This window comes from Pantoea sp. DY-17 (assembly GCF_019795975.1).
GTDB lineage: Bacteria > Pseudomonadota > Gammaproteobacteria > Enterobacterales > Enterobacteriaceae > Pantoea > Pantoea leporis.
In genome coordinates this window covers 525,802-538,063 of record NZ_JAIMIG010000001.1, presented here as the reverse complement: position 1 = coordinate 538,063, position 12,262 = coordinate 525,802, and the positions used below count along the sequence as shown (strand labels likewise).

The following is a 12,262-nucleotide window of genomic DNA, read 5'->3' as shown; positions in this document are numbered from 1 at the left end:
AATGAGAATTTTTATGCTGCTGCACCACTAATTGCCGAGCATTGCCCCCTTTTGGCGTAACGCGCGTGCAAAACTTGCACTCATCGTCTACGCCGCTTGCAGTGATTGTTAACAAAATTGCTGGAGCCTTTTTTTACGGCGTTAATTTCCCTACAATCAAAAACTATGTTGTCAGAAAAAAATTGAGGAACGTATGAGTACGGCCAAACACAGTAAGCTGCTCATTCTGGGCTCCGGCCCTGCCGGTTACACTGCTGCGGTATATGCAGCGCGCGCTAACCTGAATCCGGTGTTAATTACCGGACTGGAGAAAGGAGGTCAGCTCACCACCACCACCGAAGTGGAGAACTGGCCAGGCGATGCAAACGATCTGACCGGTCCAGCGTTGATGGAGCGCATGCAGGAGCATGCCGAGAAATTCAACACCGAGATCATTTTTGACCACATTCATACCGTCGATTTGCAGAACCGTCCGTTCCGTCTGGTCGGCGACAGCGGTGAATACACTGCTGATGCGTTGATCATCGCCACTGGCGCATCGGCACGTTATCTCGGATTGCCATCAGAAGAAGCGTTCAAAGGCAAAGGCGTCTCTGCTTGTGCGACCTGCGACGGCTTCTTCTACCGCAATCAGAAAGTTGCCGTCATTGGTGGCGGTAACACTGCCGTTGAAGAAGCGCTTTATCTGGCTAACATTGCTGCAGAAGTGCATCTGATTCACCGTCGCGACAGTTTCCGCGCTGAGAAAATCCTTATTGACCGTCTGATGGAAAAAGTGCGCAATGGCAATATCGTGCTGCACACCGACCGCACGCTGGATGAAGTGGTTGGCGATCAAATGGGCGTGACGGGCTTGAAACTGCTGTCTACCAAAGGTGAAGCGGCTGAATCACTGGACGTCGCTGGTTTGTTTGTCGCCATCGGCCACAGTCCAAATACCGCAATTTTTGATGGTCAGCTGGATTTGGAGAATGGCTACATCAAAGTGCAGTCTGGTCTGCACGGCAACGCCACGCAAACCAGCATCCCAGGCGTGTTCGCTGCCGGCGATGTGATGGATCATATTTATCGTCAGGCCATTACCTCTGCCGGTACCGGCTGTATGGCGGCGTTGGATGCGGAACGCTTCCTCGATGGACTGGTTAAAAACGATAAGTAAGTTGTTAATAACCTGATCATAATCGCTAAAAGGCGGCCAGTTTTGGTCGCCTTTTTTGTTACCTGCGTGCTACAGTTCACGCGCCCGATATTGCTGGGTTTTCATCCGGGATTCACATCTCTTTTGAGTTACCAAACGGCATCGCATGAACAAATCACGGCAACAAGAACTTCTCCGCTGGCTCCGTCAGCAACGTCATCACGGTGCGCGCAACTTACGTGCGGCTTCGCTGCTGGGTTTTGCTGGCGCATTGGTCATTATCGCCCAAGCCTGGTTACTGGCTTCGCTGCTACAAAATCTGCTTGTCGCACAGCAACCGCGCGTATCACTGCTCACCGATTTTCTGTTGCTGCTGCTGTGCTTTGTTTTGCGCGCCGGATTGCATTACGCCCGCGAAATGGCAGGACATCGCGCCGGCGTTGCCATTCGCCGTGCGCTGCGTCAGCAGGTTCTGGATCGACTCAATGTGCTCGGTCCCGCCTGGATTCAAGGTAAGCCAGCAGGCAGTTGGGCTACGCTACTGCTCGAACAAATCGAAGAGATGCAGGAATACTACGCGCGTTATCTGCCTCAGATGTCGCTGGCACTCTTTATTCCGTTAGCCATATTGATCGCCATTTTTCCAATTAACTGGGCGGCGGGATTGATTCTGCTGGTCACCGCGCCACTCATTCCCCTATTTATGGCGATGGTTGGCATGGGCGCTGCAGATGCCAATCGCCGCAACTTTGTTGCACTCGCCCGGCTAAGTGGTGATTTTTACGATCGTCTGCGTGGACGTGAAACGCTGCGCCTGTTCTATCGCGCTGCGGCAGAGCAAGAAGCGATTGCCGCCAGCACCACCGATTTTCGGCAACGCACTATGGAAGTGTTGCGCCTGGCGTTTCTCTCATCTGCCGTGCTGGAATTTTTTGCCTCACTGGCGATTGCTGTCGTCGCGGTCTATTTCGGTTTCTCTTATCTCGGCGAACTGAATTTTGGTCATTACAGCACCGGTGTAACGCTGTTTGCTGGTTTCCTGGCACTTATTCTGGCGCCTGAATTTTTCCAGCCGTTGCGCGACTTAGGCACCTTTTATCACGCCAAAGCGCAAGCGATTGGCGGAGCTGATGCGCTGGACCAGTTTCTACGCGAAAGTCCCGATCCACACGAAGAGCACGCTTCTCGCGAGCTTTCTCTTACTGCACCGCTGCATATTCAGGCTCAGAATTTGGTGGTCATGACTGCTGGCGGTGAAGCGCTCTCTCAATCGCTCAATTTCACTCTCGATACTGGTAAACGTGTAGCGCTGGTAGGACAAAGCGGTGCAGGCAAAACCGCGCTGATGAACGTCTTGCTGGGTTTCCTGCCTTATCAAGGTTCACTGCAGGTTAATGGGCAGGAGCTGCGTGATATCAACCGCGATAGCTGGCAACAATATATTGCCTGGGTTGGCCAAAATCCGCATTTACCCGCGCAAACGCTACGCGAAAACCTGCTGCTTAATAGCCCCATTGATGACGCGACGCTCATGTCGGTTCTGCAGCGCGCGGGCGTTGACGAGTTTTTAGATCGTCTGCCAAACGGATTAGATACTCTTTTAGGCGATGGCGGCGTGGGGCTTTCCGTCGGTCAGGCGCAGCGTATTGCCGTGGCGCGTGCGCTGCTTAAACCGGCACAACTGCTATTGCTTGATGAGCCCGGTTCTGGGCTGGATAGCCAAAGTGAGCAACATGTTATCCGCGCACTGCAGCAGGCGGCCACCCAGCAGACAACGCTGATGATCACGCATCAACTCAACGAGCTCCCTAGCTGGGATGAAGTGTGGGTGATGCAGGCCGGGCAACTGGTGCAACAAGGTCCCTGGCAGCAGCTGATTGAACAAGATGGACCTTTGCGTGAAATGGCGCAGCATCGTCAGAAGGAGATCGCATAATGAATAATTTGTTGCCTTTCCTGCGTCTGTTTAGCCGTCATCCATGGCGTTTGGGACTTGGCATTATTCTCGCCATTATCACTTTGCTTGCCAGTATCGGATTGCTGACTTTATCCGGCTGGTTCCTTGCCGCCTCTTCGCTGGCGGGCGTAGCGGGACTTTATACGTTCAATTACATGTTGCCCGCTGCCGGCGTGCGCGGCGCGGCGATCACGCGCACGGCTGCACGTTATTTTGAGCGCCTCGTGAGCCACGATGCCACCTTCCGCGTGCTGCAACATTTGCGCGTATTCACCTTCAGCAAAGTCATCGCCCTATCGCCGGAACAGCTGGCTCGTTTTCGTCATGGCGAATTGCTCAACCGTTTTGTCAGCGACGTGGATACACTCGATCATCTTTACCTGCGTGTGATCTCGCCGTTAATCGGTGCAGCGGTGGTAATTGTGGTGGTCACCTGCGGTTTGGCGCTGCTGGATGTACCGTTAGCTTTGCTGCTCGGCGGTATGATGCTTTTGACGCTGCTGCTCATGCCGCCGCTGTTCTGGCGGCTTGGCACCTCAGCCGGACATCAAATCGCCCAGCATCAGGCCAGCTGGCGCATGCAGTTGACGCACTGGATTACTGGCCTGTCTGAGCTGAAAATTTATGGTGCAGCACAACAGTGGCGCGACCAACTTGATAGCGATGAACAGAAGTGGCAACAGGCGCAACGCAGACAACATTGCCTGCAGGCACTGGCGCAAAGTCTGTTGCTGGTCATCAGCGGCGCGACGGTTACGCTGTTGCTATGGATTTCCGCGAATGGCGTGGGTGGAAACAGTTCGCCGGGCGCATTGATCGCGCTGTTTGTGTTCTGCGGACTGGCGGCGTTTGAAGCGCTGGCCCCGGTTGCCGGAGCGTTTCTGCCGCTGTCGCAGGTGACCAGCGCCGCTAAGCGGGTACAGGAAATCATTGAACAGCCCGCCGCGATCCGTTTTCCCAGCGCAAAAATCAGTAGCCCATCAGGTATCAGCCTGAAAATGGAAAACATCCGCTTCAGCTATCCGCAGCGCCCCGAACCGGTGTTGCAGCATTTTTCCCTATCGTTAAATGCAGGTGAGCATTTGGCGCTGCTCGGTCCAACCGGCTGCGGCAAATCCAGTCTGCTGGCGCTGATTACCCGCGGTTGGGAAGCGCAGCAAGGTTCAATTAGCCTCAACGATAGCGATCTCACCACCTGGGATGAAGCTTCATTGCGTCGCCGCATTAGCGTGGTAACACAGCGCGTGCATCTGTTCAGCCAAACGCTGCGCGACAATCTCCTGCTGGCAAAACCCGATGCCAGCGATGAGCAACTGGAAGACGCGTTGAGTAAGGTGGGTCTGGCCCATCTCGCCGAACACAGCGAAAGATTGAATGCGTGGATGGGCGACGGCGGTCGACCGTTGTCCGGCGGCGAACTGCGTCGTCTGGCAATAGCGCGTGCCCTGCTGCATGATGGCGATTTGTGGCTGCTGGATGAACCTACCGAAGGTTTGGATGCCAGCACCGAGCAGCAAATTCTGGCGTTATTGCAACACGTCACCCGCGGCAAAACGCTGATTATGGTGACGCATCGCTTAAGTGGTTTAGACGCCATGGACCGCATTTGCGTTATGGATCAGGGACAAATTATCGAATCCGGTTCGCACGCCGAATTAATCTCAAAAGCAGGCCGCTACTGGCGTTTCCATCAGCGCTTTACGCTATAGTCTTAGCCAACAGCCCTGAGTGTGATTGATGCAATGAGACTGATACAGCTTTCACGAGATTCATTAAATTTCCCACCACCGGAAATGGCGCTGCGCGAGCCCAATGGATTATTGGCGATGGGCGGCGATCTCTCCCCTGCCCGCCTGATGAATGCTTATCAGCGAGGCATTTTTCCGTGGTTTTCTCCTGGCGATCCGATTCTCTGGTGGTCGCCGGATCCCCGCGCGGTCATGCTGCCAGAATCTTTCCATCTCAGCCGCAGTATGGCGCGCTTCCATAAGCGCTCACCGTATCGCGTCACCATGAATCATGCGTTTCCGCAGGTGCTGGAAGGCTGCGCCAGCGGCCGTCAGGAAGGGACATGGATCACTTTCGAAGTGAAACGTGCGTGGTTGCGGTTGTACGAACTGGGCCACGCACATTCGATTGAAGTCTGGTGCGAGCAGCAACTGGTCGGCGGGATGTATGGCCTGGCGCTGGGGCAAATTTTTTGCGGTGAATCGATGTTCAGCCGTCAGGAAAATGCCTCGAAAACAGCGCTCTGGGTGTTCGCACAACATTTTCTGGCGCATCAGGGCCGGCTGATTGATTGTCAGGTGCTGAATCCGCATACCGCTTCCCTCGGTGCGGTGGAAATTCCTCGCGTTGATTATCTGCAGTACGTGCAAACGCTGGCGTGGCAACCGGTTTCCGAGAGTTGCTGGCACACACAAACCCTTTTTTGACATCGGTCACCGATGTTTTGCACACAATTCCCGACAAAAGTGATACAATAAGCGAGTTTGGTATGTCGTCCGCGCTTCGCTGTGGCGAGCCGGAATTGCCAGGTTGGGAATCTCACACATTTCCCGAAGCTGTTTTGATTGTGCAACTGATGCCGATTGCTACAGATTCTTAGCCCGCTAATCCCCCGCAGACGTCAAAAAACACCCTAATTTATCCGTACTGCACGCGCAACGGCGCGACGCACGGCGAAGCGTTGGCAAAATCATCAACGGTTCTTTACATAAATCATGGAATTCGGCATTATCTTGCCGGTTCAACAGTTTGGTAGTACACCCAGAGGATTCGATGGCCAAAGAAGACAATATTGAAATGCAAGGTACCGTACTGGATACGTTACCGAACACCATGTTCCGCGTAGAGCTTGAAAACGGGCACGTGGTTACCGCTCATATCTCCGGTAAAATGCGCAAAAACTATATCCGCATCCTGACGGGCGACAAAGTGACTGTCGAGTTGACCCCGTACGACCTGAGCAAAGGCCGCATTGTCTTCCGTAGTCGCTAAGTAGATATTTCTATCTCGCGCTGATGGCATAAACTCAGCGCAAAAAAAAGGCCGGATTCGCATCCGGCCTTTTTCATATCTGCAAAACGCTTAGTGTACAGTACCTTCGGTTTTACGTTTTTCCGCACTCAAGAAGTGGTAAGTCAGCTGGTTTTTATCTTTATCCAGCGCTACTGATACCGATCCACCATCAACCAGCGAACCAAACAGCAGTTCATTCGCTAACGGTTTCTTCAGATTTTCCTGTACGGCACGTGCCATCGGACGCGCACCCATCGCTTTATCGTAGCCTTTATCAGCCAGCCAATCGCGCGCATCGTCGCTAACTTCCAGCGATACGCCCTTCGCATCCAGCTGAGCCTGCAACTCGACGATAAACTTATCCACTACCTGATGAATCACTTCCTGAGACAGGTGACGGAACCAGATAATGTTGTCGAGACGGTTACGGAACTCTGGGGTGAAGATCTTTTTGATCTCTTCCATTGCGTCTGTGCTGTTGTCCTGATGAATCAAGCCAATCGACTTACGTTCAGTCTCACGCACACCGGCGTTGGTGGTCATCACCAGCACCACATTGCGGAAATCTGCTTTACGGCCGTTGTTATCGGTCAGCATACCGTTGTCCATTACCTGCAGCAGCAGGTTGAAGACATCCGGGTGCGCTTTCTCGATCTCATCCAGCAGCACCACAGCGTGCGGATGTTTAATTACCGCATCAGTCAGCAAACCGCCCTGATCGAAGCCAACGTAGCCCGGAGGCGCACCAATCAAACGGCTAACGGTGTGACGCTCCATATACTCGGACATATCAAAACGCAGCAACTCGATACCCAGCGCTTTTGCCAGCTGGACGGTAACCTCTGTTTTACCGACACCGGTTGGGCCCGCAAACAGGAAGGAACCGACCGGTTTACGATCCTGGCCCAAACCTGCACGGCTCATTTTGATCGCTTCAGTCAGTGCTTCAATCGCATTATCCTGACCAAACACCAGCATCTTCAGACGATCGCCGAGATTTTTCAGCGTATCACGATCGGTTTGTGACACGCTCTGCTCAGGAATACGCGCAATACGTGCCACCACCGTTTCAATATCCGAAACGTTAACGGTTTTCTTACGCTTGCTGACGGGCACGAGACGCGCACGCGCACCGGCTTCGTCAATCACGTCAATCGCTTTATCCGGCAGATGACGATCGTTGATGTACTTCACCGCCAGCTCCACTGCCGCACGTACCGCTTTGGCGGTATAACGCACGTCATGGTGCGCTTCGTACTTCGGTTTCAAGCCGTTAAGAATTTGCACGGTCTCTTCCACAGAAGGCTCGGTGATATCGATCTTCTGGAAACGACGCGCCAGCGCACGATCTTTCTCAAAAATGTTGCTGAATTCCTGATAGGTCGTTGAACCCATCACGCGAATTTTGCCGCTGGAGAGCAACGGTTTGATCAAGTTCGCCGCATCCACCTGGCCACCCGATGCCGCACCGGCACCGATAATGGTATGAATTTCATCAATAAACAGGATGCTGTTACTGTCCTGCTCCAGCTGTTTCAGCAGCGCTTTGAAGCGTTTTTCAAAATCACCACGGTATTTGGTACCCGCCAGCAGCGAACCGATGTCGAGTGAATAGATGGTGCACTCTTTCATCACTTCCGGTACGTCGCCCTGCACAATGCGCCAGGCAAGCCCTTCGGCAATCGCGGTTTTACCCACGCCCGATTCCCCCACCAGCAGCGGGTTATTCTTACGACGACGGCATAACACCTGAACAGTACGTTCCAGCTCTTTATCGCGGCCGATCAGCGGATCGATTCCGCCGACACGAGCAAGCTGATTAAGATTGGTGGTGAAGTTTTCCATACGATCCTCCCCGCCTGCTTGCTCTTCGTTAACCGGATTCTCCGCATTGTTCTGCGGCTGGCCGGGTTCGTCTTTACGCGTACCATGGGAGATGAAGTTCACCACATCGAGACGGCTCACTTCGTGTTTGCGCAGCAGATAAGCCGCTTGCGACTCCTGCTCGCTGAAAATCGCGACCAGCACGTTCGCGCCTGCGACTTCACTGCGACCGGAGGACTGGACGTGGAATACCGCGCGCTGCAGCACACGCTGGAAGCTGAGCGTAGGTTGGGTATCGCGCTCCTCTTCACTGGCAGGCAGCACCGGCGTGGTTTGTTCGATGAAGGCTTCGAGTTCCTGACGCAGAGCCACGATATCCACCGAACAGGCTTCCAGTGCCTCTCTGGCCGACGGGTTACTGAGCAATGCCAGCAACAGATGCTCGACGGTCATAAACTCATGACGGTGCTCGCGCGCTCTGGCGAAAGCCATATTTAAACTGAGTTCCAGTTCTTGATTGAGCATTTGGCACCTCCCCCAATTATCGCTCTGACAACCTATCTCCTATATGGAGATGGCTTCAGGCTTTTTCTAGCGTACACAGCAACGGATGTTCATTATCTCGTGCGTAATTGTTCACCTGGGCTACTTTGGTCTCCGCCACTTCTGCAGTGAATACACCACAGATTGCTTTTCCATGGTAGTGAACTTTCAACATCAGCTGCGTTGCACGTTCAATATCATAAGAAAAGAACTTTTGCAGAACGTCAATAACAAATTCCATAGGTGTATAATCGTCATTATTCAGAATGACTTTATACATTGAAGGCGGCTTTAACCCTTCGCGTACTTTATCTTCGGCTAGATGTTCAAAATTAAGCCAGTCGTTTGTGTTTGCCATAATGTTCCGTCGAAATTCTGCGTTACGGTTGTGCACATCTCTGCGCCCATTCCTAAAGTTTAACATGCCTGTCAAGCCGGTTTTCAGTTGATAAAAACTGGCCCTAAAAGCACATGCGCGACCTGTATCACAAAATTTGCAATAGCGTTAACTGCCTCAAATTTTGATGAATTTATCCCCGTCCGCCAGGGCCGTTTGCTTGACGGTAAGGTCCGTTTCTCTACATTCTACTAACACAAGCTGATTGAGTTTTAAACAAACTCGACTCACAGCTTCGATGACCTCACCTACTTATCAAAATGTCTTGCGAGGGAAGTAAAAGCATGGAGACGGGTACAGTAAAATGGTTCAATAACGCCAAAGGCTTCGGGTTTATCTGTCCGATTAGCGGCGGCGACGATATCTTCGCACACTACTCCACGATTCAGATGGAGGGATACAGAACGCTGAAAGCTGGCCAGCAGGTTCAGTTTGATGTCCATGAAGGACCAAAAGGCAATCATGCCAGCCTGATCGTGCCCTGTGAAGCCACGCAAGCCGCGGTCGCTTAACGCGCATGCTGTTTCACGTATTCTGACCACTCCCGAAAAAAAATGCCAGCCGCAGACGCTGGCATTTTTATTTGGCGCATCTCACCCTTTCCTCAATCCGCCCGGCCGCGAGCCAACCACATCACGCGCGCAAACAGCTGATCCAGCAACGGCGGAATCGCCTGTGGCCCGCGTTCAGCCGCAGCCATCGCGACGGCAATCGCCAGCTCAGGTTTCGAGCTGTGCTGAATGGCTTTACTAATAATACGCCGCGTGTTCATCGGTGCGTTTAACGGCAGGTGCGCCGTCTGGTAATAAACATCGCTGAACCCCTGCTTAAAGAGAAAATGTTCGATATCCGGTGCCGGAAACTGCGTGAGATGATCGCTTTCCCGTGCCGCCGACGGCAGCTGGCTGCGGGCAGTAGCCGCATATTTGCTGCCCGCCTGGTCGCCGTCGGTCAGCACATGCCAGGCGATGCCCATGCGTTGGGCGAACTTCAGCAGCGGTTTCAAACCCGATTGCGCAAACTCAATGACTTTTACCCCTTCCGCCGCGAAGTGATAGCCACGCTGCCGCGCCAGTTCATTGATAATCCACACTTCGGTCTCGCCTTCCACCAGCAGCCAGCAGCGGGCAAACAGCGCCGAAGGACGATTCACGCGGATGTGGAAACCGATACGGCGACTCTCTTCAGCGCTTAAACCTTCTGGCCCAATGCGCCATGCCGCCACCCGCGCGGGTTCACGCACCAGCCGACACATATTTTCCAGTGGCACCTGCGATAGCAGTTCACCCGAGTTGGTGGTGGCGATTTTCTGTAGCGGCATCAGTTCCAGTAAATTCCACGCCACCGACAGCATAATGGGATGCAGCCGCGTCTCCGGATCTTCCACCAGCAGCAGCGGATGCGCACCCGCCGGCAGCGGCTCGTTGCCGTGCGCCTGAATCAACAGCGAGAACATGCGCAGCAGAATCACCTGACGACTGCGTGATTCAGTGCCGGCAATCAGGTGATTAAGTTTATCCAGCGATCGCCAGCCTTCGCTGCCATCGCGAACTTCCGGTGCCACGCGCGGCGCGCTGCTGCCTGACTGCTGCACCAGAAAATAGTGTTCCAGCAGCTGCTGCATAGTATGCAATCCCTGACGCAGCAGATCGTCGCTGAGCGTTTGCGGACGCACCACCAAATCGCGCGTCAGCTTTTCCACTTCCTGCGCCAATGCCGTCAGCGTCGTCTCGCGGCGCTCCGCATCGCTGTCAGCATGGCGGTTACGACGGCCAAAACGCGCATCGCGTAAACGCAATACCGGATAATAAGCGCGCAGATGTGCCAACGCTGCGTCAGTGCCTGCCGCTGGCAACACATCGTTATGCTGATCGATGAAACGCCAGCTGGTTTTTACACCCTGATCCTGACGTTTAGCACGCGTGCTGAAACGGATATAGCGGCCATGCTCATCGTGCTGCCAGAAAGGCTGAAACAACGCACTCTCATCATCGCTCTGGGCACGAAAACGAAATACCAGCTGCAACTGGCGCATGCGGGCATCAATGTCGCCGGGCGGGAAGTGAAAGTCGTGTTCGCTAAACTGATAAGGCTCGGCGGCGGGCGCCAGCAACAGCGTCAATGCATCGAGCAGGCTCGATTTACCCCAGGCATTTTCCCCAATCAACACATTGGTGTTGGTCAACGGCAATGACAGCCGATTAATACCGCGAAAACCGTGAATATCGATATGTTCCAGAATCATCATACATTCCATCTGCTACTTTGCCTGAGCATGGTCCGCCACGCTGCGTTGGTCAAGTCAGCGCCAGGGGAAAAGGTTTACACTTCAACCATTTTTCGCTAGCGTGGCAGCCCGCAAATCATGGATAGAAACCTCACATGTACGGATTGATTATCATCCTTTTGCCGCTGATTTTCGGCTATCTGCTGCCGCTGCGCCACACCACGCTTTTACAAGCGGTTGCCCGCACGCTGAGCGCGCTGGTCTACATCATTCTGTTCTTTATGGGCACCAGCCTGGCATTCCTCGATAACCTGAGCAGCAATTTGCTGGCCATTTTCCACATCGCGCTGGTGAGCATGCTGAGCATTCTTGCCTGCTCGCTACTGGCGCTGTGGCTGCTGGAGCGACGCTGGCCTTGGCGTCATCAGCACAAGCCACAAGCGCTGCCGTCGCGTCTGCATATGGCGCTGGAGTCGCTCAAGCTGTGCGGTTCGGTGCTGGCGGGCTTTCTGCTCGGTTTGAGTCAATGGGCGCCGCTGCGTAACGCCTCGACCATCAGTGAATACGCCTTGATGCTGATGCTATTGCTGGTCGGTATTCAGCTGCGCAGCAGCGGCATGACGCTGCGTCAAATCACCATCAACCGTCGCGGCATGCTGGTGGCGCTGGTATCGCTGTGCAGTGCGCTGGTGGGCGGCGTAATGGCCGCGCTGCTGCTGGATCTGCCGATCAAAACCGGCCTGGCGTTAGCCAGCGGTTTCGGCTGGTATTCGCTCTCCGGCATTCTGATGAGCGAATCGTTCGGCCCGGTGATAGGCAGCGCCGCCTTCTTCAACGACCTGCTGCGTGAGCTGATCACCATTATGCTGATCCCGCTGCTGATCACCCGTCAACGCAGCATGACGCTGGGCTTGAGCGGCGCAACCTCGATGGATTTCACGCTGCCAATCCTGCAACGCACCGGCGGCATGGAGATCGTGCCCGCTGCGATTGTGCACGGTTTTATTATGAGTTTGCTGGCGCCAATCCTTATCGCCCTGTTCTCGGCATAACGCATTTTTTCACGCCTGCACGCCAGCTTCATCGTCTACGCTTTCTGACTGACACGTTTTCGCCATCGGCATGGATGGCTCAACACCAGAAAGGAGCATAACG

Annotated in this window: 10 protein-coding genes; 7 read left to right on the top strand and 3 right to left on the bottom strand. The window is 54.0% G+C overall.

Annotation, left to right across the window (positions count from 1 at the left end; translation table 11 throughout):
- Positions 1 to 193 precede the first annotated feature (193 nt).
- From trxB to infA, 5 genes are all read left to right on the top strand, one after another.
- Positions 194 to 1,159: a thioredoxin-disulfide reductase gene (trxB, locus tag K5Y33_RS02605; RefSeq protein WP_061717155.1), complete on the top strand. Its 966-nt coding sequence runs from the start codon at positions 194 to 196 to the stop codon at positions 1,157 to 1,159.
- A gap of 145 nt (positions 1,160 to 1,304) precedes the next feature.
- Entirely contained in the window at positions 1,305 to 3,074 is a 1,770-nt protein-coding gene (gene cydD, locus K5Y33_RS02600) for a cysteine/glutathione ABC transporter permease/ATP-binding protein CydD (RefSeq protein WP_222233200.1), read from the top strand.
- Positions 3,074 to 4,804, top strand: coding sequence for a cysteine/glutathione ABC transporter ATP-binding protein/permease CydC (gene cydC, locus K5Y33_RS02595; protein ID WP_222233199.1), 1,731 nt, complete (start codon positions 3,074 to 3,076; stop codon positions 4,802 to 4,804). Before cydD ends, cydC begins: the two co-directional genes overlap by 1 nt.
- 33 nt (positions 4,805 to 4,837) lie before the next feature.
- Complete coding sequence (aat, locus tag K5Y33_RS02590) at positions 4,838 to 5,530, top strand: leucyl/phenylalanyl-tRNA--protein transferase (RefSeq protein ID WP_101760971.1); 693 nt, start codon at positions 4,838 to 4,840, stop codon at positions 5,528 to 5,530.
- Between the two features lie 346 nt (positions 5,531 to 5,876).
- Complete coding sequence (infA, locus tag K5Y33_RS02585; protein WP_002211347.1) at positions 5,877 to 6,095, top strand: translation initiation factor IF-1; 219 nt, start codon at positions 5,877 to 5,879, stop codon at positions 6,093 to 6,095.
- 90 nt (positions 6,096 to 6,185) lie between these two features.
- Here the strand turns inward: infA and clpA are convergent, their stop codons facing one another.
- Both clpA and clpS read right to left on the bottom strand, forming a co-directional pair.
- Positions 6,186 to 8,465, bottom strand: coding sequence for an ATP-dependent Clp protease ATP-binding subunit ClpA (gene clpA / locus K5Y33_RS02580; RefSeq protein ID WP_064740732.1), 2,280 nt, complete (start codon positions 8,463 to 8,465; stop codon positions 6,186 to 6,188).
- Between the two features lie 55 nt (positions 8,466 to 8,520).
- Complete coding sequence (gene clpS / locus K5Y33_RS02575) at positions 8,521 to 8,841, bottom strand: ATP-dependent Clp protease adapter ClpS (protein WP_007887621.1); 321 nt, start codon at positions 8,839 to 8,841, stop codon at positions 8,521 to 8,523.
- Between the two features lie 323 nt (positions 8,842 to 9,164).
- Between clpS and cspD the strand changes: the two genes are divergently transcribed.
- On the top strand, positions 9,165 to 9,392 hold the full coding sequence (cspD, locus tag K5Y33_RS02570; protein WP_007887624.1) for a cold shock-like protein CspD: 228 nt from the start codon (positions 9,165 to 9,167) through the stop codon (positions 9,390 to 9,392).
- Positions 9,393 to 9,484: 92 nt separating this feature from the next.
- On the opposite strand, the gene K5Y33_RS02565 is transcribed toward cspD, so the two are convergent.
- On the bottom strand, positions 9,485 to 11,125 hold the full coding sequence (locus K5Y33_RS02565) for an ATP-dependent endonuclease (RefSeq protein WP_222233844.1): 1,641 nt from the start codon (positions 11,123 to 11,125) through the stop codon (positions 9,485 to 9,487).
- 137 nt (positions 11,126 to 11,262) lie between these two features.
- On the opposite strand from K5Y33_RS02565, the gene K5Y33_RS02560 reads away from it, so the two are divergent.
- Positions 11,263 to 12,159, top strand: a complete 897-nt coding sequence (locus K5Y33_RS02560; RefSeq protein WP_217547094.1) for a lysine exporter LysO family protein — start codon at positions 11,263 to 11,265, stop codon at positions 12,157 to 12,159.
- Positions 12,160 to 12,262 lie beyond the last annotated feature (103 nt).

Coding starts and splice junctions, on each gene's coding strand:
- cydC (WP_222233199.1), top strand. CDS start 3,074: ATGAATAATTTGTTGCCTTTCCTGCGTCTGTTTAGCCGTCATCCATGG.
- K5Y33_RS02565 (WP_222233844.1), bottom strand. CDS start 11,125: ATGATTCTGGAACATATCGATATTCACGGTTTTCGCGGTATTAATCGG.
- cydD (WP_222233200.1), top strand. CDS start 1,305: ATGAACAAATCACGGCAACAAGAACTTCTCCGCTGGCTCCGTCAGCAA.
- aat (WP_101760971.1), top strand. CDS start 4,838: ATGAGACTGATACAGCTTTCACGAGATTCATTAAATTTCCCACCACCG.
- trxB (WP_061717155.1), top strand. CDS start 194: ATGAGTACGGCCAAACACAGTAAGCTGCTCATTCTGGGCTCCGGCCCT.
- clpA (WP_064740732.1), bottom strand. CDS start 8,465: ATGCTCAATCAAGAACTGGAACTCAGTTTAAATATGGCTTTCGCCAGA.
- infA (WP_002211347.1), top strand. CDS start 5,877: ATGGCCAAAGAAGACAATATTGAAATGCAAGGTACCGTACTGGATACG.
- cspD (WP_007887624.1), top strand. CDS start 9,165: ATGGAGACGGGTACAGTAAAATGGTTCAATAACGCCAAAGGCTTCGGG.
- K5Y33_RS02560 (WP_217547094.1), top strand. CDS start 11,263: ATGTACGGATTGATTATCATCCTTTTGCCGCTGATTTTCGGCTATCTG.
- clpS (WP_007887621.1), bottom strand. CDS start 8,841: ATGGCAAACACAAACGACTGGCTTAATTTTGAACATCTAGCCGAAGAT.